General features: G+C 61.9%; 14 protein-coding genes and 1 tRNA gene. 3 read left to right on the forward strand and 12 right to left on the reverse strand.

Features of this window, described 5'->3' with window-relative positions:
- Position 1: 1 nt before the first annotated feature.
- On the reverse strand, positions 2-940 hold the full coding sequence (locus tag I4W07_RS05760; protein ID WP_196025909.1) for an ABC transporter ATP-binding protein: 939 nt from the start codon (positions 938-940) through the stop codon (positions 2-4).
- A 199-nt stretch (positions 941-1,139) separates the two neighbouring features.
- On the opposite strand from I4W07_RS05760, the gene I4W07_RS05765 reads away from it, so the two are divergent.
- Together I4W07_RS05765 and I4W07_RS05770 are read left to right on the forward strand one after the other, a co-directional pair.
- Positions 1,140-2,285 carry a sensor histidine kinase gene (locus tag I4W07_RS05765; RefSeq protein WP_196025910.1) on the forward strand — a complete coding sequence of 382 codons (1,146 nt, stop codon included), beginning with the start codon at positions 1,140-1,142 and terminating at the stop codon, positions 2,283-2,285.
- Complete coding sequence (locus tag I4W07_RS05770) at positions 2,282-2,911, forward strand: response regulator (protein ID WP_196025911.1); 630 nt, start codon at positions 2,282-2,284, stop codon at positions 2,909-2,911. The genes I4W07_RS05765 and I4W07_RS05770 overlap by 4 nt, the downstream gene beginning before the upstream one ends.
- Before the next feature lie 605 nt (positions 2,912-3,516).
- Here the strand turns inward: I4W07_RS05770 and I4W07_RS05775 are convergent.
- The 9 genes from I4W07_RS05775 to I4W07_RS05815 form a co-directional block, all read right to left on the reverse strand.
- Positions 3,517-9,750 carry a Spy0128 family protein gene (locus tag I4W07_RS05775; RefSeq protein ID WP_196025912.1) on the reverse strand — a complete coding sequence of 2,078 codons (6,234 nt, stop codon included), beginning with the start codon at positions 9,748-9,750 and terminating at the stop codon, positions 3,517-3,519.
- Between the two features lie 466 nt (positions 9,751-10,216).
- Entirely contained in the window at positions 10,217-10,558 is a 342-nt protein-coding gene (locus I4W07_RS05780; protein ID WP_196025913.1) for a 4Fe-4S dicluster domain-containing protein, read from the reverse strand.
- A 7-nt stretch (positions 10,559-10,565) separates the two neighbouring features.
- Positions 10,566-11,654: a hydrogenase large subunit gene (locus I4W07_RS05785; RefSeq protein WP_196025914.1), complete on the reverse strand. Its 1,089-nt coding sequence runs from the start codon at positions 11,652-11,654 to the stop codon at positions 10,566-10,568.
- 5 nt (positions 11,655-11,659) lie between these two features.
- On the reverse strand, positions 11,660-12,373 hold the full coding sequence (locus tag I4W07_RS05790) for an NADH-quinone oxidoreductase subunit C (protein WP_196025915.1): 714 nt from the start codon (positions 12,371-12,373) through the stop codon (positions 11,660-11,662).
- Positions 12,373-12,972, reverse strand: coding sequence for an NADH-quinone oxidoreductase subunit B family protein (locus I4W07_RS05795; RefSeq protein WP_196025916.1), 600 nt, complete (start codon positions 12,970-12,972; stop codon positions 12,373-12,375). Before I4W07_RS05795 ends, I4W07_RS05790 begins: the two co-directional genes overlap by 1 nt.
- 12 nt (positions 12,973-12,984) lie before the next feature.
- Positions 12,985-15,867 carry a proton-conducting transporter transmembrane domain-containing protein gene (locus I4W07_RS05800; protein WP_196025917.1) on the reverse strand — a complete coding sequence of 961 codons (2,883 nt, stop codon included), beginning with the start codon at positions 15,865-15,867 and terminating at the stop codon, positions 12,985-12,987.
- 179 nt (positions 15,868-16,046) lie between these two features.
- Positions 16,047-16,442 carry a helix-turn-helix domain-containing protein gene (locus I4W07_RS05805; RefSeq protein WP_196025918.1) on the reverse strand — a complete coding sequence of 132 codons (396 nt, stop codon included), beginning with the start codon at positions 16,440-16,442 and terminating at the stop codon, positions 16,047-16,049.
- Positions 16,443-16,891: 449 nt separating this feature from the next.
- A complete protein-coding gene (gene bilR / locus I4W07_RS05810) occupies positions 16,892-18,922 on the reverse strand; it encodes a bilirubin reductase, long form (RefSeq protein WP_230317505.1) in 2,031 nt (676 codons plus the stop codon).
- A 533-nt stretch (positions 18,923-19,455) separates the two neighbouring features.
- Positions 19,456-19,532: transfer RNA gene (locus tag I4W07_RS05815), tRNA-Met, on the reverse strand.
- 196 nt (positions 19,533-19,728) lie between these two features.
- Between I4W07_RS05815 and I4W07_RS05820 the strand changes: the two genes are divergently transcribed.
- On the forward strand, positions 19,729-20,502 hold the full coding sequence (locus I4W07_RS05820; protein WP_196025920.1) for a type III pantothenate kinase: 774 nt from the start codon (positions 19,729-19,731) through the stop codon (positions 20,500-20,502).
- Positions 20,503-20,647: 145 nt separating this feature from the next.
- On the opposite strand, the gene I4W07_RS05825 is transcribed toward I4W07_RS05820, so the two are convergent.
- Positions 20,648-21,349: a hypothetical protein gene (locus I4W07_RS05825; RefSeq protein ID WP_196025921.1), complete on the reverse strand. Its 702-nt coding sequence runs from the start codon at positions 21,347-21,349 to the stop codon at positions 20,648-20,650.
- Entirely contained in the window at positions 21,350-23,092 is a 1,743-nt protein-coding gene (gene folP / locus I4W07_RS05830) for a dihydropteroate synthase (protein WP_196025922.1), read from the reverse strand.
- Positions 23,093-23,184 lie beyond the last annotated feature (92 nt).

The following is a 23,184-nucleotide window of genomic DNA, read 5'->3' on the forward strand; positions in this document are numbered from 1 at the left end:
CCTAGTCGCGCAGCTCGCGGCCGGTGATCTCGAGGAACACGTCGTTGAGGGTCGGCGGCTCGCTCCACACGCGGCCGAGCGCCACGTCGGCGGCACGCAGCGTGTCGAGGATGTCCACCAAGTTGTGCGGGCTCGCCTCGCAGGTGCAGACGAGTTCGCCGCCGGACAGCTCGACGCTGAGCACGTGCTCGAGGGCGCGCAGGCGCTCGACTGTGGCGGCCTCGACGGCGCCGACCTCGACAGTCACGCGCTCGCCCATCTGAATCATGCGCTTGAGCTCGTCGTTGGTGCCCTGCGCCAGCACGCGCCCGCCGTCCATGATCATGATGCGGCTGCAGATTTGCTCGACTTCCTCCATGTAATGGCTGGTATACACCACCGTGGCGCCCTCGTCGCGCAGGCGGCAGATGCCCTCCAGGATGGCGTTGCGGCTCTGCGGGTCGACCGCCACCGTGGGCTCGTCAAAAAAGATGAGCTCGGGCTTGTGCGCGATGCCGCAGGCAATGTTGAGGCGACGCGCCAGGCCGCCCGAGAGCTTGCCGGGGCGAAACTTGGTAAAGTCGCCCAGCCCGACAAAGTCGATGGCCTCTTCGACCAGCGCGCGACGGCGCTTGCGGTCGTTAACGTAGAGGCTGCAGAAATAGTCGATGTTCTCGCGCACGGTGAGTTCGTCGAACACCGCCACCTGCTGCGGCACCACGCCGATGCGGCGCTTGAGATCATAACGGGCGGGCGTCATGGGCTCGCCGAACAGCTCGATGGTGCCTTTGTCGTAGGCGAGCAGCTGCAGAATACAGTTGATGGACGTGGTCTTGCCCGAGCCGTTGGGGCCCAGCAGGCCAAAGATCTCGCCGGGGGCGATGCTCAGGTTAAAGTGGTCGAGCGCAATAAGGTCGTCATAGCGCTTGACGAGGTTTTCGACGTGGACGATATCTGTCATGAGGCGGCCCTTCCGTTGATTGCGGCCCGGTACGATTGCATCATCGCAGGAGCGGGCGGCGCGCACCAGTGAGCTTTGTCACGAGTGCGGAGGTCTTAGTCGTGCGGCCTGCCGACGCCCCCGCTTTGCCGCGCGGGAGGAATGTCACGGTTGCGCAGGCGGCCCCTCCACCACGCGCAGCTTCGCGTACAATACCCGTATGAACAGGCTTTTCGACAAATCGATCGTGCTAGTGTGCTGCATCGCAGCCGCCGTGGGCCTTGCTGTGGACGCTCGCCTGGTCGCGGCGTTTTGCCTTGGCGTTATTGCCACTTCGCTGGCCGAGGTCGCACAGGAAGAACGCATGCGCCGCACAAGCGAGGCCGCGAGCTTCGTCTACATCATCGCGGCTGTCTTCGTGCCGCCGTTTGTGCCGTTTGCGCCTCTCGCCCTCTATGACATCGCGCGGCGCGTGCGCCGCGAGCACGCCTGGGTCGCGCTGGGCATTGGCGTCGCCTTTGTCTTTGCGCTCGTCGCGGGCCTTCGCACCGACGCGCTTACTGCCCGAACGCTCCTGCTGACCGCCATCCTTTCGGTTGCCGCCACCTTGTTATCGCTACGTACCGCCCAGTTAGAGCGCGAGCAGCAGCGCATGCGCCGTATCCGCGACGAGTTGCAGGAACGTGCTCTGGCGCTCGAAGCGCGCAACCGCGATCTTGCCGACCGCCAGGACTACGAAGTCGAGCTCGCGACGCTCGCCGAACGCGCCCGCATCGCGCGCGAGATCCACGACAATGTGGGCCACCAGCTCACGCGCGCCTCGCTGCAGGCCGAAGCCCTGCGCGTAGTCCATGCCGACGAGCCCAGGGTTGCCGCCGATTTTGCCGACGTCAAACGCACGGTTGACGAGGCGCTCCAGCTTGTGCGTGCCAGCGTCCACGCGCTCAACGATAACGCCGTCGACCTTTCCGTGCAGCTCGAACGCATTGTCGAAGGCGCGCGCTCGGACGGCGGCCCGCAGATTGAGCTTGATGTTATGACCGAACATGCGCCCGCAAACGTCGCGAACTGCTTTGCGGCGGTCCTGCGCGAGGCGCTCTCCAACACCATGCGCCATGCTTGCGCCCAGACCGTCACTGTACGATGCATGGAGCATCCGTCGTTTTACCAGCTCATCGTTACCGACGATGGCGTGGTCGGAGTCCAAGCAAGCGGCCGCGGCGCCGCGGAGGGCATGGGGCTCGCCTCCATGCGCGAGCGCATCGAGGCGCTTGGCGGCACCTTCACCGCCGGCCCGCGTGCCGGCGCCGGCGGCTGGCGCGTGTTTGCCACCGTTCCCAAACAGCAAGGAGATGAGGATCGATGAGGCTCATCGTTGTCGACGACGACCGCTTGGTGGTCGATTCGCTCAAGATTATCCTGGGCGCCCAGCCGCAGATCGAGGTAGTGGGCACCGGCGCCAACGGCGGCGACGCGGTCGCGCTCTACGCCGAGCACGCACCCGACATCGCGCTGCTCGACATTCAGATGCCGGGGCGCGACGGACTTTCGGCGACGCACGAGATCCTTGAGCGCGACCCTGCGGCACGCGTGGTGTTTCTGACGACATTCTCGGATGACGAGTACATTGTGTCGGCGCTCAAGCTGGGCGCCCGCGGCTATCTGATTAAAACCGATGTCGCCGCCATTCCACCGGCGTTGGCGCAGGTTATGGACGGTAAACGCGTGCTCGAAGGCAGGGCGATCGAGGACATCGACTTTGACGGAACGGACGTCGAGGCGGGCACGCCTCGCCGGCCCGCGGCCTTTGCCAGCCTGACCGACCGCGAGTTCGAAGTCGCCGAGCTCATCGCCCGAGGCCTCGACAACAAGGAGATCGCCGCCACGGCATACATGGGCGAAGGCACCGTGCGCAACCACATCAGCTCGATCCTTGCCAAAATGGGCCTACGCAACCGCACGCAGATCGCCATCGCCTACCTTCGAGGGTAGTTGCCCAAAGACCGAGCCCCCCGGCATAGCAAAATGGCTGCTACCGATTTAACGCCATTTCAAAACTATGCCGGTTTACTACGATGAATCGCCCACCTTCGACCACGGTAAATTGCGCGCTTGCAATACCGCAGGTAGAACGCTTGCAATATTTAGAAAAATGCAGTCATGGTCGGGAATGTCGAATTCATCGTAGTAAACCGACATAGTTTTGTTCGGGCGCCCCTGCACGAGTGCCTCCGCAAGCCTTGCGGGACCAAAATGATCTGTTTTCTTCCGTCCCCAAGGGATCAGCGGAACCGCTCGCCACGAAATGGGGCCCATCCACTACGCTTGACTCGATACCCCCGACCATAACCGCGTTTCATGGAAAATCGCAGGCGTTCTACCTGCGATTTTGTTTTCGCGCTTTTTGGCATGGTTGGGGGTAAGGGGCTAAACGTAGTAGATGGGCCGGTTCCGCGGCAAGCCCTTCTCGCCTACGCACAAAAGCGCCGCCACGGAGAAGGGAGATGTCTCCGTGGCGGCTGGGGGTGGGGCGGGGCTATGTTTTGGCTCCCCGCCAGCGGCCCGGGGCCTTTTGGCCCCGGGCGCTGTCAGCGCGCCTAGCGCTTACGGATACCCCAGACTAGGGCTCCGACGCCGGCCATGGCTATGACGAATGCCATGAGCAGTGCGGCGGCCTGCTGGTCACCCGTGGTGGGCAGGAAGCCCTTAACCGTCTTGACGATATTCGTCACGGTCTTGGACGGACCGGGATCGGGCGCCGGCACGGGCGTCTCGGGCTTCTTGTACGTGTTGTTGAACACGATACCCTCGACGCTCTTGTCGCCCTTGGTAAAGGCGACGTTCGCCTTGAGGTTGCCCTCGCCGTCATCGACCACGTTAACGGTCACGGTAAAAACGGACTTGTCGTAGGTCATACCGGCCTCGTCGCCCTTGACCTCGCTGATGGTGTAGACGTACGAACCGGGCTCGTCGTACTCGAACTTGTCGAAGTTGATCTTGCCGTCGGCATCGTTGGTGACGGTGGACTCGGCGTCCTCGCCAACGAGCTTAAAGCTAAACTCGTCCTTCTTGAGTTCGCGCCCCTCGAGCACCTTGATGGCGCCGATGGAAACCTGCGTGGACATGGCGTGATACTTGTTGGTAAAGCCAGCCGACTCGGTGGTTCCCTCGAGCTTGTGCGTCGCGGCCAGCGTGCCATCGCCGTTGTCGGAGACGGTGGTCACGACGGTGTAGGTCGTGCCGTCATAGGTGACGCCCTTGTACAGGCCGAGCGCGTTGGGGCAAGCCTCGCGCAGCGTGTACGTGTGCGTGCCTGGTGCCTCGTAGCGGATCGGGCTCAGCGTAACGTTGCCGTTGGCGTCGTTGGTGCCACTAGCGACAGTCACGCCGTCCTCGAGCAGCTCAAACGTGAACTCGCCAGCTGCAAGGTCGCGGCCGATCAGACGCTTAACCGTCTTGACCTGATCGGTCACGACAGAATTGGTGGGCGTCACGCTGTAGGTGTTGGTGAACGTGAAAGCCGCACCGTCGTCGCCGTTGCGCACGACACTCAGGTGTCCGGCACCGTCGTCAGTCACGGTGTAGGAAACCTTGCGCGCGGTGTTGGCGTCGTTAGTCACGCCGGGGGCGGTACCGGACTCGGCCACCGTGTAGGTAAAGGTGTGCGAGCGCGGAGCGGTGGGGGCCGCGGGCTCGGACTCGTCGTTGGACCCATCGGTCTCGGCAGCGTCGGCGTCAACCTCGGCCTCGTCGGCGTTGGCCTCGGCGTCGCTCGATGCGTCGTCAGAAGCATCGGTCGTCACGCCCAGGGCGCGGTTGAGGTCCTCGAGCGTAAAGTGGATCTTGCCAAAGTCCACGTTGCCGGCCGCGTCATTGGTTGCGGTCGCGCGCTCGGGCATCGGGGCGCCCGCCTCGTCGGCGGTCACGGTAAAGGTGAACTTGCCCGCGATGTCTGCCGGGGTCAGGCCCTCGGCAGCCTGGAGCTTCTTGGTACCAGCGAGCGCGGCGTCAACGGCATCGGCGCCGTAGACGTTCTCGAACACGGGCTCGACGCCACCGTAGTCAGGCTTTGCCGTCAGGGTACCGTCGCCGTTGTCGACGACGATGACCTTAAAGCTAAAGCTCGACTTCGCGGCGGTAATGCCCTGGTCGGCCAGCAAGTTCGTGTACTCAAAGGCCGTGTAGTTGATAGTCCACGCAAGCTTGCCGTCCGTGTCGGTGCGGATGGCGCGCCCGGTGCTTACCAGGTCAGCGAGCATCTTGGTGTCGTAATGCAGCGTGCCAAAGCTCACCTGGCCGTTATAGTTGAACGCCGGCGTGCCACTGATGGCTTCCGTCTCGCCCGCATAGGCGATGCCAAAGTAGAACTCGCCGTCGGCCAGCGGACGGCCGGTCAGGGTCTTGGTGGCGACAATCTGTGCAGAAACGCCCGGGTTATCGGTCGATGCGCTATAGCTGTTTTCGAACGGGACCAGAGCGCTCTCAACCTTGTTCTCGCCGCTCTTGTGGATTGTCTCGTGCGTGCCCTCGGGACCGCCGGAGACGGTCGTCGTAGCGGTAAGCGTGCCGGCACCATCGTCGGCGATAGCAATCTTCACCGTGCGCTCGGCGTTGTCGTAGGTGTAACCGGGCTTGCCGTCGTTCTTCTCGGCCACGGTGTATTTGAAGGTCTTGCCGGCGTCAGCCTGCGTAAACTTGACCTCATGGCCCGCCAGAATGCCAATCAGACCGACCGTTGCCTCTGCCGTTGCAGGGGATTTGAAAGTGTTGGCCCCGGGCAGCAGACCAAGTGCGTTGGCCGAAGCCTCGTCGGCGGGCGTCACGGTAAAGCTAAACTGGCCCTCAGTCATGGGACGTCCGGAGAGGGTCTTGCTGAGCTTAAGGCCGCCGGCCGCGGCGTAATCGAGCTCAGTGCGGTACGTGTTGGTGAAGTGGCCGTTTTCCTTCTTGGTGACGTTGGCGGTCAGGACGCCCTCGCCGTTCTCGGTCACGGTCACTTCGGCGGTCGCGACATGCCCGTCATACGTCATGCCGGCCGCGTTGCCCGCGTTCTCGCGGATCTCGTACTTGTAGGTTCCGGCGGCAGCGTAGTGGATCTTGCCGAACTTGATGGCGGCGATGCCATCCTTCGCGTCCTTCTTGTTCACGGTTACGGTTGCGGGATCGGGCAGCGGGGCGCCCTCGGGAGCGGTGATGGTAAAGCTGAACTCGTCTGCATCCGTCCAGTCGCGGCCGTCGACAGCCTTGCTCAGGCCAAAGTCGAGCTCTGCATCGAGCGGGGTCACGCTATAGGCGTTCTTGAAGGTCGCAGACGTGGCGTCCTTCAGGACATGCTCGGCCTTGAGTGCGCCGTCGCCGTTGTCGGTGATGGTCGTCTCGACGGTATAGGTCGTGCCGTCGTAGGTGATGCCCTTGCCGATGGTTCCGCCGTTGGCCTCGCGCAGCGTATAGGTGTGCTTGCCGGGTTTGTCGTACTTGACGGCGCCCATCGTGATCGTGCCGTCGGCACCGTTGGTGCCGGTGGCGACGACCTCGTCGCCCTCGACGAGCTCGAAGGAGAACTCGCCTTCCTTGAGGTCGCGCCCGGTCAGGACCTTGTTCGCCTTGATCTCGTCGGTGACGCTGGAGTCCGTAGGCGTCAGGTTGTAGGCGTTCTTGAACTCGGCAACCTTGGCGTCCTTCAGGACATGCTCGGCCTTGAGGGTGCCGTCGCCGTTATCGGTGATGGTGGTCACGATGGTATAGGTCTTGCCGTCGTAAGATATACCGTTGCTGGCGGTTCCGCCGTTGACCTCGCGCAACGTGTAGGTGTGCTCGCCGGCCTCGGTGTACTCGATGGCAGTCATCGCGATCTTGCCGTCGGCGGCGTTAGTGCCGGTGGCGACGACATCGTTACCCTCGACGAGCTCGAAGGAAAACTCGCCGGCCTTGAGGTCGCGCCCAGTCAGGAACTTGGTCGCGGCGATCTTATCGGTGACGCTGAAGCTCTTGGGGGTCAGATTGTAAGCGTTCTCGAACTTAATGTTCTTGACGCCCTCGGCACTCTTCAGCTCGTGCGTAGCCACCAGCTGGCCCTTGTCGTTGTCGGCAATGGTCGTCACGATGGTGTAAACCGTGTTGTCATAGGCAATACCACCGGCGTTGCCCTTAACCTCGTGCAGCGTATAGGTGTGCTGACCTATCTCGGTGTACTTGATGGGGCTGAACGTAACGTTGCCATCGGCGGCGTTCTTGACGGTCTCGATAAGCTCAGAGTCCTCGCCCTTAACCTCGCGCAGCTCAAAGCTGAACTCGCCGGCCGCAAGGTCGCGCCCGGTCAGGGACTTGGTCACGTCAATCTTGTCGGTAACGCTGGACTCAGCAGGATTCGCAGTGTAGGTGTTCTCGAACTTGGCCTTGCCCGAGGTCACCTCCACATCAGCGCTCAGCTCGCCCTTCTTGTTGGGAATCACCGTCACGGTAATCTCCGCGACGTTCTTGCTGTAGGCGATGCCATCGATAGTTTGACCAGCGTTCTTCTCGCGGACCTCATAGGTGTACTTGCCCGGCTCGGCATAAGTAATCTTGTCAAAGTTAATGGCTGCCTTGTCCTTGTCGAGATCGGCATTGGTCACAGTTACGGTCGCGGGGTCGGGCATCGGGGCATTGTTGTCGGACGTCGCGGAGAGCTCAAACTCAAACGCATCCGTACCCGTCCACTCGCGGCCCTCGAGCACCTTGGTCAGACCAAACTCCGCCTTGGTATCCACCGTTGCCGGCGTCATGTTGTACGCAAAGCTAATCTTGCCGTTATTGCCCAGGTGAGAATCAATGTGCGTTGCGCTCGCCTTGGACGACGTGTCATTCCACCTGGGATTGAGCACGTCGGACGCGGTGCCGGTCGCGTTGGGGTTCTTGTCGGTATGAAGCTCGTCAATAAATGCCAGGCGCGCGGTTCCCGCACTAAACGACAGGTTACCGTCCTTATCGCGAACTATGGCGCCGTCAAGCTTCGCAGCGTCGCGGCCGATAAACTCGATGACGGCGGTGGCGGGCTTGGCCACGCCGTTTTCGCCCTGCTCCTCAAACTCATCCTTGTAGTAATAGGTGCCGGTATCTGCCAGCGGATTCTTTGCAGGCTGCGTGCAGTCCTTGTCCGTGTAAATAGGGGTCTGCTTCTGGAAGTAGTAGTAGCGGTTGGTGTCGGCAGGCTCAAAGTTCGCGATCGTATCGCCCAGCGCGCCAGCGTTCCACTTGTTCGCGTAGAAGTTAACGGTCTTGGAACCGTTCTCCCCGGTGGTCGTATTGCTCTTGATGTAGTCCTCGAGCCCCTTTACGTTCTTGGGCGTAAACAGGTTATCGAGCGCTTCTTTCTTAACGCTCGAGGTGTAGTTCACCTGAATGGGCTCAGTATTGTCGACCGTAAGCACGCCGTCGGTGATCTTAAAGTGGCGCAGCGGAATCAGCGACGCAGGAATCTTAACCGTTACGATATCGCCGGTCTGAGGCTTGCCCTCTTCGGCATGCTGAACGGTGATGACCAGGTTCGCAGCGGCACCAGAAAATGTGTAGGTGTCGACGTTACCCTCGGGCTTCTTTGACGGTTTTTCAAACGTCTCGCCACCATACACGACGGACGTAAAGTTGTCGACCTGCATAAAGTCGCCCAGCTCATCGGTAAACGTGATGTAGCCGGACTTATGCTCGCCATAACCGCTGTGAACTTCTGTCGGGTAACCAGTTTGGATAATGCTTCCCGAGATCTCTTCGAAGATTTTCTCGAGCTCAGAGGCGCTGGTTGCCGACTTGTAGTAGTCGGAGTTTTCCGCACGCGTGCCATAGTCGATGACCCACTCGCCCCAGAAAGAGATGCTTGACGTGGCACCAGGATAGTTGCTCGACACAGCATGCATGAACTTGTTCACTTTGCTCGTGCCTTCAGCTGTGGGGTCGGCGCTGGGATTTGCTCCGTTAAAGATGCCAATAGTATAAATGTCGGCACCATTAGCTTTGAGGCTCTTGGCGCTAGCGATGGCGCTATCGGCAACACTTGCCTGGAATCCACTTGAACTCGTAGGTGAGCCATCGGTAAAGAACACAACAATCTTCTTGGCATCTGCACGACCAGAATTAATAGTAATGTTCTCGGCCAGCTCCAGACCATAGTCGGCTTGCGTGGAACCGGCAGGTTTGATGTTGCCAACCGTGTCCTTGAGGCTATCCGCATCCTTGCCCTTGCAGGACGTCAGGTTCTTCATGGTCTGCGAGTAGTTGTAGGTGTACCGTCCATCACGATAAGTGTCGTTGCCGACCTTATCAGTCTTCTTCTTGCCCGCAAACTTTACGATGGTAACCCGATGCTGCTTGGACGCATCTGTAATGCTTTGGTTTTGCGCGGCGATGGCGTCAATAAAGGTATTGGCGGCCGTCTTTAGCGCATCGATGCGCTTTGTGTTGTCGCCCGTGCCCATAGGGTCGTCCATCGAGCCAGAAGCATCCAGCACCATCACGATGTCGAGCGGCTTGCCGGAAATCGTCGTATCGGATGTCGAAGAGATGGCAGACAGCGTGGTCAGGAAATCCGAATCCCCGCTCTCGACTGCCTTGACCGTCTTGTCGGTCCAGATTCGGCCGACGTTTTGAGTTGTTACTTCCTTTCCGTTATAGCCGCCGGCCCAGAACTTCCAGTAGTTGCTGGTGTCGGGGTCGACGACCTTTCCGGTCATTGTCGGTCCGTCCATTCCGGTGCTGGACCTGGCGTTGGCCTCGGGCAGCATGGCAAATGCTGCAGCCGGCAACACAAGCACTACGGCAAGTATCACCGCCAAGAGACCCCTCGTGTACTTACTCATCGCGTCTCCCTTCTCGCGGTCTCAGACCTTGCAACAGCCTAAAGTTACGAAATGAGACACAATTTGGGCAGGTGACACATGTTCCAGATTCCGTTTTGGGCGTGAGACAAATGTCTCACCAAAGTTGAGACACGGCATTTTCGCAGGAAAACGGGTGCGACTCGGAGCCATCAGGCAAAAATGATCCGTTTTCCTCCGTCCATGGGAGATCAAGGGCTGTCACCGGTATGGTGGCATTTCAAAAGTATGCCGGATTACGGGGCAAATGTCGGGACCCTCATCCATACCCTCATTTTTTGAAAACGGCAGACTATCTACCTGCGGGTTTGTTTTTGCGATTTTCTGTATGGTCGGAGGTTCGCTATCCAGCCCCGTAATCCGGCATAGTTTTGTTCGCGACGGCACAGCCGCGCGTTTAAACGCGGGGCCGGTGGGGCATTTTTGCCCCACCGGCCCCATTCCAGAGCTACTCCGGTTTGGTTTCTACCGTGGGAGTCTTGTCCGCTGCGACTGGAGTACGGGCGGTGTCCATAGTCAGGCAGTGCTTGGGGCAGCTTTCGATGCACTCACCGCATACCACGCAAGCGTACGGATCAATCGACCAGGTACCGCCCTTGCGATTGACCGCAAGCGCGCCCGCCGGGCAGCGACGCGCACACATGCCGCAGCAGACACACACGTCCATGTCGTTGACGATATGCCCGCGCAGGCGCTCGGGTGCCGCGAGCTTCTCCTGCGGATAGCACACCGTTACCGGCTGCTTAACCATAGAGCCCAAGGCCGTCTTGGCAAATGTCAGCAAACTCATGCCGCGCCTACCTTTCCGTGCAGCTAATGCAGGGGTCGATGGTCAGGATAATCATGGGCACGTTGGCAAGGAGCACGCCCTGCAGTGCATGCGTCAGACCCGCCAGGTTCTGCGACGTCGGCGTGCGCACGCGAAAACGGTCCAGGTTCTTGGTGCCGTTGCCGCGCACATAGTAATACGCCTCGCCGCGCGGCTGCTCAATCACAACCTCGCCGCGCGCGCCGTCGGCCGGCGTGAGCTTGGTGCGCCCGCCGATTCCGTCGTGCGGTATCTTGCCCACAAGCTCCTTAATGATGTCCATGGCCTGCGTGACCTCGGCGCAACGCACCCGGCAGCGGGCATAGCAGTCGCCATCGCTAGCAACGATAGGCTCAAACGCGGCCAGGTCCGCATAGGCGCCGTCGCCAAACATGCGCACGTCGTAATCCACGCCCGAGGCGCGCCCGAACGGACCGACCATCGAAAGCTCCAGCGCGTCTTTCTTGCTGATCACGCCCACGCCATGCAGGCGCTCGCCGCAGCTGTTGTCGTCCAAAAACGTATGCACCAGGGCCTCGTAGTCGGGACGCATGGCATCGAGCGTCTGGACAATGCCCGCCAGCTCGGAGTCCTCGATATCGTGCTTAAGGCCGCCGATCTCGTTAATCGACAGAATCACGCGCCCGCCGCAAGTGCTCTCAAAAATCTTGAGTATCTGCTCGCGCAGGGTCCACGACCGATAGAACAACGCCTCAAAACCAAAGGCATCGGCGAGCAGGCCCAGCCACAGCAGATGCGAGTGGATGCGCGAAAGCTCGTGCAAAATGGTGCGGATATACTGCACGCGGCCGGGTACCTCGATGTCGAGCATGCGCTCGCAGGCGCTGGCATAGCCGCAGCTGTGGCCCACGGCGCAGATGCCGCAGATGCGCTCGGCGATGTAGCCAAACTGGTGCATGTCGCGCTTTTCGGTGAGCTTCTCGAGTCCGCGGTGCACAAAGCCGATCTGCGGAATTGCCTCGAGAACGCGGTCGTCCTCGATCACCAGGTCCAGATGAAGCGGCTCGGGCAGCACCGGGTGCTGCGGGCCAAACGGAATGACGGAGCGATGTGCCATGGGCCTTACGCCTCCTTTTTCTGCTTGTCGCGGGCGGCCTTGGCGGCAAGCGCCGCGCGGACCTTGGCTGCTTTCTCGGGATCCATGGCAGCGAGCCTTGCCTCCATCTCGGCAGCCTTGAGCGCGGCCTTCGCAGCAGCCTCATCGTGCTGAGCATCGGAGCCGGCAGCCGCAGCGGGCTGAGCAGCGGCGCCCGCGGCATCGCCGGCGCCCGCAGCGCCCTCCCCTGCAGCAGCCGCAGCGGCGGCCTTTTCGGCCGCGGCCTTGCGCGCCTTGGCCTCGGCAGCGGCACGGACCTTCATGGCTTTCTCGCGCGCGGCCTTCACCTCGGGCGTGATAGCGCTCATGGGCTCGGCAGTCGAAACCTGGTAGAAAAAGCCCTTAAAGTCGACCTGCATGTCGGTGATGGCAAGGCCAAACAGGTCGTGGGCCTCATTTTCAAACGGGAACACCGCGGGGTAATACGAGCTGATGGACGGAACCTCCTGGTACTGGTCGATGCCCTCAACCACCAGGTTCTCGATCGCATAGCTGCCGTCCTGCGCAATCTGCTCCTGAGCAACACGAACGTTGATAAACGTATAGACCAGGCGATACGTGCCGTCGTCGACGTTGCGCTCGGCGTGCATTTGCACAAAGCGCGCGCCGACGCCCTTGAGCGCCTGGACATGCGACAGGAGCTCGTCGATCCCGACGGTGGTATAGATAGCCTTTTGCATTACTCGGCCTCCTTTGCAGCGGCGGGCGCGGCGGACCTGGTGGACACGTTGGCCTCGACACCGTCACCGGCACCATCAGCCCCGGCCCCCGCAGCCACAAACCCGTCCTCGCCCAACTCAACGCCACCGTCCCAAGTAGCGGCACCGCCCACGGTAAGTGGATCGCCGCCAGCGCGCATCACGGCCTCCTTCTGGTCCAGGATGCCGCACGCCTCCACGATGGCATCGATCACGGTCTCGGGGCGAATGGCGCACCCGGGCGCGTACACATCCACGGGAATCGCGCGGTCCACGCCGCCGATCACGTTATAGGCATCGCGGAACACGCCGCCCGAACACGCGCAGATACCGCAGGCCACCACGCACTTGGGCTCGAGCATCTGGTTGTAGATCTGGCGCACGACGGGCAGGTTCTGGGCATTGACCGACCCCGTCACCAAAAAGATATCCGCATGCTTGGGGTTGCCGGTGTTGACCACGCCAAACCGCTCCGCATCGAACTGCGGGGTAAGTGAGGCCAACACCTCGATATCGCATCCGTTGCAGCTCGAACCGTCGTAATGAATAACCCACGGCGAGCGCGACATTTTATGATCCATGGATGCCGCCTCCTAAATAAACACATCGACGAGGATGGGCATAAGGTTGAGCAGGCCAAACACTAGCGCCACGCCCCATCCGAGCCTAAAGCAGCTGCGCCAGGTGCTGCGTGCGAAGGTGTTGTCGATCAGCACCTCGACAAAATACGTCGCAGCCATCACGACCAGGGCGACCACCCAGCTCACCGGGTTGTCCCAAACAAAGAACATGCCCACCCACATCAAAAACAGCACGGTCTCGCACCAGTGCATAAGGGTCATCTTGGCCAGCGTGCCGCCGCTCATCTCGGTGGCGACGCCCTGGACGATCTCCTGATGCGCGTGATGCGAGTACGAAAGGTCAAACGGCGACTTGCGCAGCTTGATGGTGAGCACCGCGAGCAGCGCGAGGAAAATGGGCGCGCTGTACACGATGATGGGGGCCGACTGCCCCGTCACGGCGATGGAATCGAAGCTGTCGGTGGCAAGGTACAGGCCCACGCTCATCAGCAAAACGGCGGGCTCGTAACTCATGACCTGCAGCAGCTCACGGTCGGCGCCGACCTGGGCAAACGGGCTTTGCGTCGAGGCGGACGCCAACACCACAAAGATCGCAGCGAGGGTCACCATAAAAGCGCACAACAGCGTGTTGGAACCCGACACAAAGATGCCGCCGCCCACCACGGTAAAGATGAGCGCGCACGCCATGTAGGTATCGTCCATGGTGTTTACGCTGGCGGGGGCCTTGCGCAGCAGCTTGGCCACATCGTAGAAAGGCTGGAGCAGGCGCGGGCCCACGCGGCCCTGCATGCGGGCCGAAAGTTTGCGGTCAACGCCGTCGATCAGGCCGCCCACAAGCGGCGCCAGTAAGGCAAATGCCACGGTGCCAATAAAAATGCCCACGACGCCCGAACCTTCAAAATACTTGCCGCGCAGCACCGAGGGCGCACTCATGGCAAGTCGCTCGGGCCCAATCCACGCGCAACACAGCAGCGCAAACAAGATAATGCTGCAGCACACGACGCTACCCGCGGGGCCAATACGCTTCTCGCCAAGGGCGTCCTCCGAGTACCAATTGCGCTTTTCGGCCTTCACCTCGTGTCCCATCGAGCCGCGGAAATGGCGATATTTGTCGGTTCCCACGCCCGAAAGATATACGTTTACATGCGGTTTGTTGCTCACTCGGAATGAAGTCAGCAGCACCACGGCGATAAACGCCACGATAACCACCATCAGGTACATGGCGTCCTTGCCAATAACGTACGGCACGCGGCCAAACACCATGGCCAAGTAAGGCGACACCAGACCGCTCGAGATAACCGGGAACGCCACGCAGCACAGAATCAGCAGCGCGGCGATGGTGTTGAGGGCCATCCATTCGGTCTTATGGACATTGACCTCAACGTTTTGAGCCGTGGGGTCGACGCCCGAAAGCTTGGCAAGCCACTTGCCCCAGAAGAAAAACGTCGCGGCCGAGCCAAAGGCCAGCACCATAATCATGAGCACGTTGCCGGTCTGCGCGAACGCCACCAGGGCGCCCCACTTGGACACGAGCATGCCAAACGGCGCCACAAACATGCCCATGATGCCCAGCATCATCAGGCGCGTCAGGTGCGGCATGCGGCTGAACATACCGTCCATGTCCTCGATATTGCGGCTGCCGATATGATGCTCGGCCGTGCCCACGCACAGGAACAGCAGCGACTTTGCCACCGTGTGGAACAGGATCAGGAAGATGGCCGCCCATACGGCCTCGGGCGCGCCGACACCCAAGCAAGCACTGATGAGGCCCAAGTTGGAAATGGTGGAGTACGCGAGCACGCGCTTGGCATTGCTCTGCGAGATGGCCATAAGGGCAGCGAGCAAAAACGTGATGGCGCCCACGCTCGTGACCATAAAGCCGGTCACGGGATAGATGGCATAGAGCGGGCTCAGCTTGACCATCAGGAACACGCCGGCTTTGACCATGGTTGACGAGTGCAGCAGGGCGCTCGTGGGCGTGGGGGCAACCATGGCACCCAACAGCCAAGTGTGGAACGGCATCTGTGCGGCCTTGGTGAGCGCGGCGAGCGACAACAGGATGACCGGCATCACCAGCAGCGCTGATTGCGCGGTACCGGCGCCGGAAAGCTCGATCATGCCCGAGATGGTCAGCGGCATGCCGTTAACGTGCAAGAACATAAGGCCCGCCAAAAACGCGATACCGCCCAGCATGTTAAGGATGATCTGGGTGAAAGCGTTCTTGATGGCCTCGGGCGTGCGCGTGTAGCCAATCATAAGGAACGAGCACACGGTGGTGATTTCCCAGCCGCAGAACAGCCACTCAAGGTTGTCGCTCGTCACGATGACGAACATGGCTGAGAGGAACAGGAACATAAGCGCCAGGAACTGCGGGCGACGGTCGGGCGCGGTCTGCCCGCGCAGTGCGGCCTCGTGCTCGTCGTGGGCCTGGAAGTCCTTCATATAACCCAAGGCATACACGCAGATGAGGCTGCCAACAATGCCGACGGCGAGGACCATGATCACGCTCATGTAGTCCAGGTAGAGCGGCGTCGCCGTGACGGCTTCGGCCGCGGGCAGCGTCATGGCTGCAAAGGCGAGCGAGCCCACCAGCTGGACTATGCCGAGCACCATGGTGAGCGCGTTCCTATATTTGTACGCGTTGTACAGGATGACGGCGCACAGAATTACGTCGATGACGGAGCTGATGATCGAGAGCACATGCGAGGTGCCGGGGGCAACCTCAAAGCTCTGCGGACCCGTGCCAAAAAACATGACGGCGACTACAACTGTCACCGCCATAATAATGCCGGAGCCTATGAGCCCCACCGCATCGCGGGCGCGGTCACCGCGCGCGAGCAGCATGCCCAGCGCCGGTACCAGCGGAAACAGGGTAAGGAAATACAGTAGCGTCATACCATCACTCCCCCATGCAAAAACGCTGCAATTGTTTAACGTTATAGCTCAATTGAGGAATAGCGGCGGCAGGTTTTCGGTCAACTGGGGAGTTTTAGGCGTACGGGGTAAGGGCACGTCCGCTTTGGAGCAGAGAGGCGGCAAGAAAAATGCGCCCCGTGGGCGCACCATCCCGTTTGCTATTCCGCCTTTTTAACGCGCGGCTTGCGACCGCGCGGCTTATCGACCAGTGCGGACTCACCGCTCTCACGGTACTGACGGCACCAAGCCTTGACCGAAGACTCGCTGGGAATCTTGTGCTTGATCATGGCCTCGCGAACCGTCAAGCCGTTTTCCAGACGGTCCTTAACCACAGCGAGCTTTACGTTGTACGAATAGGTGTGATGATGCGAACCGGCATTGAGAACGGCGTCGGCACCGCCCACGGCATACGCGCGGGCCCACTGACGAGCCGTGGCCTGGGGAATGCCAAGCTCCGCAGCGAGGGCGCGATGACCGACCCCCTCTTGGAGGATCTCGACGGCGCGCTGCCTAACCTCGGGCGCATGCGTGCGAGTCCTAGTTGCTTCCGACATACCTGCCACTTCTTAGCCTTAACCGTTAATCTGCCTTCTTACGTGCAAGTTAGATAGTAGCATTTTACTGTTTGCTCAAAGCAGTTAATTAAAATAGACGCGGCGTTATCTGGGCATTTGGCACCAAATTACGACATTTCTTTATCGATTATTTACGCTGGTAGCTGACTCGCAGCTAATCGTCATTCGCTTGTCAACAAAATTGGCGTCTCTTTATGTCCTTTGGTATAGAGGATATAGTTATTAACCCCTCCCCCAATAATTTTGAGTGATCTGCAAGGCAGTAGACGTCCTCACTCCTCATGATTACCGCGCATTACCATCCACAGGAGCAAAACAAAAAGGGCGGGACCTGCTGCGTTTGCAGGCCCCGCACCGGTTGACACCCGACGGGACACAGCCGGGCGAGACGGATCCGTGCTACCGCCCCGCCTGGCCGCGATGTTCAACTACAGCTCGTTGGCCGCGTGATACGCCGTGCGAATGGCGCTCGCGATGTCGGCGGTGCGCTCGCCCGAGCAGTCGCCCACGCAGGTCACGGGCACCGTCACGCCGTCCAGGTCAAACGCGTTGGCCTTGGAGCCCACGGCCATCACCACGTAATCGCAGGCGATCTTCACCGGCTCCTCGGCGCCGTCCTCGGCGGTGCGAACGGCCTCCACGCCCTCGTCAGTAATGGCGGTCAGGCGGGTCTTCACGTGCTGCTCCACGTTGTGCTCGGCAAAGTCGCTCATAATCAGCGGCAGGATGGTCTCGGACTCGCCCGCGGCAATCTTGTCGAGCATCTCCACGATCGCCACCTCGCAGCCGTGCTGCAGCAGATACTCGGCAGTCTCGGTGCCCACCAGGCCACCGCCAATGACGGCGACGCGGCCGCTGAGCTCCACCTTGCCGGCCAGCACGTCCCAGCTCGAGACGACCTTGTCCGAGTCGGCGCCCGGAACGGGGATGACCACGTCGTGCGCGCCCACGGCCACAATCGCGGCGTCGGCGGCGTTGAGGTCCTCAGCGGTAGCGGCATGGCTGAGCTCAACCTTCACGCCCAGGCCAGGCAGAATCTTCTCGTAGTACTCGACCGAGCGCATGATCTCGTCCTTGCGCGGAGGCGCAGCCGCCAGCACAATCTGGCCGCCCAAGTGATCGCTCGCCTCGTAGATGGTCACGTCGTAGCCGCGCTTGGCCGCCACGCGTGCGGCCTCCAGGCCGGCAATACCGCCGCCCACCACGGCGATCTTCTTGTCGCCCTCGCCCGGCTTGATGGCGATGGTCGCCTCGTCGCCGTTCTCGGCATTGAGCACGCACGAGATGTACTTGCGGTTTTGAATCGCGTCGACGCAGCCCTTGTTGCAGTTGAGGCACTCGCGGATGGGCTCGCCCGTAGCGGCCTTCAGCGCAATGTCGGGGTCGCACATGAGCGAGCGGCCATAGGCGATGATGTCGGCGGCGCCGTCTTCCAGAATCTTCTCGCCGGCCTCGACCGAGACAACGCGGCCGACGGTTGCCACCGGCACGGAGACCAGGGCCTTGACGCGCTCGGCCACGGGCAGCGTCCAGTTGTAGGGCATGGCGCCCATGGGCGGAATGGTGTCGCCCATGTTGCCGGTGTGGTTGGCCTGTGCGACCTGGATCATATCGATGCCCGCGCCCTCGAGCAGCTTGGCAAACTCGCAGGCCTCGTCGGGCTGCAGGCCGCCCTTGCCGCGCGGCGTGCCGTCGGGGTTCTCCATGATCACGGGGAGCTTGTACTCCACCATCAGCTGCGGCGCGGCCTCCTTAATGGCAGCGACGACCTCCAGCGCGTAGCGAACGCGGTTCTCGAACGAACCACCGTACTCGTCGGTGCGTTGGTTGAGGATGGCCGAGCACAGCGAACCCACCAAGCGGTCGCCGTGGACCTCGATGGCATCGATCCCGGCCTGCTGTGCGCGAGCGGCCGAGGCAGCGATGGCCTCCTTGATCTGGGTGAGTTGCTCCACACTCGCCTCGTTCACAAAGTGCTGCATGTCGTGGTGCAGCTTGGCGTAGGCCTGGTTGCGGATCTCGTTGGACTCGGCCATCTTGGCGGCAAAGGTCTCCTCGTCGCCGGCGGCCTTGGCCTCCTGCGCGGCCTTGGCGGCGGCCATGGATCCCATGACCATGCGGCCGACACCGGGCACATCGTACTCGGGGTGGAACAGCTGCAGCGCGACCTTGGCGCCGTGCTTGTGGACGACGTCGGCCAGGGCCTTAAACGTGGGGATCTGGGCGTCGGTTGCCAGCTTGGGCGTGGGGCTCGCGGTCATGACGGGAGCGACGTCGCCGATGACGATGTAGCTCACGCCGCCACGGGCCAGGCGCTCGTAAAAAGCCAGGCTGCGCTCGCCGATGGAACCGTCACGCTCCTCGTAGCCGGTGGTCAGCGGCGGAAACATAATGCGGTTCTTGAGCTCAAGGGGGCCAACCGTAATGGGCTGGAGCAGCTTGGATGCAGGTGTGGTCATGGACATTCCTCTCTTGTAGGCGCGGCGGCGATGTTGCCGCGTAGTTGTCTAGAGGATATGGCATGGGGGCACAGCGGCACAACGGAAATCGGCGAATATCAGGTGGCGGCAGGTGGATGGGGGTGGGCGGGGCGGCCCGTCGGTTTGTCTCAATCTGTAACAGTTACGCGGCAAAACTGGGTCTTACTGTTACAGATCAAGATATTCCTCTCGACCCATCCTCAACAATCTCGATCTGTAACAGCTAGGCCCACTTTTGACCCCTACCTGTTACAGATCGAGACAAACCAAACCCGCCTGCTAGAAAATCTCAATCTATAACAACAACTCGGCAAAATCCGTCCCTCGTGTTACAGATTTAGACAAACACGACCCAACCCACCGGTATATCTCGATCTGTAACACCCAGCCGCCTAAATCGGGTCTAGATGTTACAGATCGAGATTTTGTTTGAGAGGCCGAGAATTGGACCGAAAACACGGTCCCGGAATAACAAAAAAGCTCGCCGGCTAGGCCGACGAGCTGCAAGTTCTTGGTCGCGGGGGTAGGATTTGAACCTACGACCTCCGGGTTATGAGCCCGGCGAGCTACCAGACTGCTCCACCCCGCAATGTCTGGGCGCCTCATGTGCGCAAGAAAGAATAATACGCGGGAGTTCGGTAAACGGCAAGGAAAATCTCGTAGAGCATAATTCCTTCATATTTAAACCCCTCAGCCCCTATCACCGTAAACGAATCGCAGCCGAGCGCCGTCGACGGCACGTATACAATGGTGCGCGTCCTTTTATGCCAACACCGGGAGTAGACATGCTGCTCGCTATCGATATGGGAAACACGCAGACGGCCATGGGGCTGTTTGACGGAGACGAGCTGGTGCAGTCGTGGCGTATGCCCACCGACCGCTCCTATACCGCCGACGAGATCCACGTGCGCCTGATGGGCTTCTTTAAGATGTACGACCTCTCGCTCGGCGCGGTCGACGCGATCGCCTTTGCCGGCGTGGTGCCGCAGCTCTCGCGCGAGTGGCACGCCGTGGCCGACCGCATTGCCGCGGACGCCATCGTCATCGGGCCGCAGACGGCCGCCGTGACCAAGCTGCGGGCGGCGCGCCCCCAGGCCGTTGGTGCCGACCGCATCGCCAACGCCGTCGCTGCCGAGACCTTCTACGACGCGCCGGCGATCGTGGTGGACTTTGGCACCGCAACCAATATCGACGTCATTGATGAGGACGGCTATTACATTGGCGGAGCGATTGCGCCGGGCATCCGTATCTCCATGGACGCGCTTGCTGCCCGTGCCGCCAAGCTCGCCAGCGTGCCGCTCGAGGCGCCCGAGCACGCCATCGGCCGCGATACCGAGGAGTGCATCAAGGTCGGCGCCGTAACGGGCGCCGCCGCCATGGCTGAGGGCCTGGTCGCGCGCATGAAGCGCGAGCTGGGCCGCGAGGATGCCACCGTTATCGCCACGGGCGGTCTCGCCAGCATCGTCGCCGATTCGACCGATGCCTTCGACGTGGTCGACGGACAGCTCACCATCAAGGGTATCTGCGAAATCTACCGCCGCATGCAGGAGCTGGGATAGAGCAGGAGCTTAAGTCAAGCACGCCCGATGCCACAGTCCCCGCAAACGTTCGCCAAGCCCATTCCCCAGACAGGCGAAACCCTCCCCGGCACAGGCCGAAGAGGGCTTCGTTGTCATCGTTATCTTTGAGCGCGAGCGCCCCGCGCTACAGCCCGCGAATTCGTACAGCCTCGGGCGGAAACTCCTGCTCGCCGGCATCGGTCTTGATGGTCGCGCGACCCCAGATGTCCAGGCCCGCAAACACACCGACCGCAAGCGGCAAACCGTTGGGCGACACCGCCGCGACCTGACGACCCAGCAGTGGCACCATGTCAAAGTACTCGCCCAGCACCGGAGCCAGCGGGCCGGCGGCGCCCTGCGGGGTGTTCGCGACGGCAGCCCAGGTATCCACGCGGACCAGCACGGCGGCGGCCAATGCCTCGATCAGCGCCTCATCTGCCATATCCACGCCAAGCTCACCCAGCGCCGCACGCTCAATATCAACCGTCACCGCGGCAAACATGCCCGCAGCACCGGCACCGCCGTTCACGGCAACACGCGCGAGCGACGCCTCAAACGCAGGCGCACCGCACACGATATCGCTCGGCCACTGGATACCCACTTTACCGGCAAGGCCCAACCCCGGCGTCGAAGCCGTGCCCACGAGCGCGTCCATCATGCCCATCGCGGCCACAAACGGCAGGCCGTGGAAGGCGTGCATGTTCACATCGGGGCGCACAACCAGCGAAAACGTCAGCGAAGCATCGCCCACGCTCCACGCGCACCAGCCCGCGGACACGCCCTCGCGACCCGCGTCACGCGCCGCGTCGAGCTCGGTGCCAGCGGCAACAGCATTCATCTCGATCATCTACATACGCCCCAATTCGCCCACGATATGGCCCACGCGATCCTCGGGCTCCTTGACCTCGACGCCGTTGTAGCGGAAGAACCGCGCCGGGTCGTGCATCAGATCCTCGAGCGGCACCAGCACAAAGTCACGCTCGCCGATCAGCGGATGCGGCAGGCGCAGCTTTTTGCCGCCGTGGGTCTCGCCGTCCATCCACAGCAGGTCCAAGTCGATGGTGCGCGGGCCGTTGGCCTTGGCCTTTTTGGAACGGTCGCGGCCCAGCTCGGCCTCGATCTTCATGAGCTCGTCGAGCAGCACCAACGGCGCCAGCTCGGTCTTAATCTCGATGACGGCGTTGGCAAACGCGTCCTGGCGCATCTCGTAGGCCGGCTCGCTCTCGTAGATCTTGGAGGAGTTGGACACGCAGGTGAGCGGAATTTCGGCGATCATGTCGCGCGCGGCGCGGATGTTGTCGCAACGATGCCCCAGGTTGGAGCCCACGGCCACAAACGCGCGACGCGGCTGCGGCTTGGCGACAGCCCAGTAGCCGTTCAGGAACTGCGCAAAACCCGCGGCGTCGTGCACGCGCACGATGTTGGCACCGGCCTGGATGGCGCCCAGGCACACGCCAAACGTAGCGGCATCGCGCTCGGCGGCCTCGGTCACGCCCGAGACGGCGCCCACAAAGCGCTTGCGCGATACGGCGCACATGAGCGGATAGCCCAGTGACGCCATCTTGGCAGTCTCGCGCTGGATGACGATGTCCTCGTTAGCCGACTTACCAAAGCCCGGGCCAGGATCGATGCAGATGCGGTCGCGCGACACGCCGGCATGGATGAGCGTGCGGGCCTGGTCGGACAGAAAGCCCATGACGCGGCGCATGATGGGCGCCGAATCGGGCAGGGTAAAGCGGCGGAGCTGCGAGGTGGGCACATAGGCCTCCTCACGGCGGGCACTGCGGCGCATCATGGCGGCCAGGCGGTCATTGGACTCCGATGCGGCCTCGGTGGCTGCGGGCGCGGCCTCGGGCGCGGGCGCGACGGTCTCGGCGGCAGCAGCCTGCTCGGCGGCCGGCGTCTCCTGCTCGCTTGCAGGCTCGGACGTGGGCTCCGGTTCGCCAAACGGCAACGAGGGCTGCACCACGCCGCCCGGAAGCTTGGCCTCCGGCTTAAGCTCGCCCAGCAACTTGCCGCGACGGCGGCGAGCCGGCTTCTCGGCCTCACGCGCGGCCTCGGCAGCCGCCTCGCGCGCCTTCTCGGCAACAAACGCCGCTGCCGAGGTATCGAGCTGCACCGTTGCGTGCGTGCGAGCGGGCGCGGCGACCTCGCCGGCATGCATCACGACGACGCCGCAGGTACTCGTCTTAACAAACTCGACCATCTTGGGATCGGTGAAGCCCGTCACGTCGTTGACGATCGAGGCGCCGCAGCGCACGGCCGCCTTGGCAACCGCCACATGACGCGTGTCGATCGAGACGATGGCGCCCTCCTTGGCCAGCGCGCGCACCACGGGCAGCACGCGGCGAGCCTCCTCGTCGGGGTTGACCGGGGTAAAACCAGGGCGTGTGGACTCGCCGCCCACGTCGATGATGTCGGCGCCGGCGTCGAGCATCGCCAGGCCGTACTCGATGGCGGCATCGGGGTCGAAGTGCTCCCCGCCGTCGCTAAACGAATCGGGCGTCACGTTGAGGACGCCCATGATGCGCGGACGGTCAAAGCTGAGCTCGTACTTTCCGCACCGCCATGTCTTGCTGTCGTTCGCCATGAACATCCTCCTAAAATGCCCACGCCGCCGAGCTTGGGGAGCTGGCGGCGGGGTCGCTTTGCACTCAGTCTTTCTATTGTATCCGCGCGCGC

It is taken from the genome of Collinsella aerofaciens (genome assembly GCF_015670745.1).
Classification (GTDB): Bacteria; Actinomycetota; Coriobacteriia; order Coriobacteriales; family Coriobacteriaceae; genus Collinsella; species Collinsella aerofaciens_T.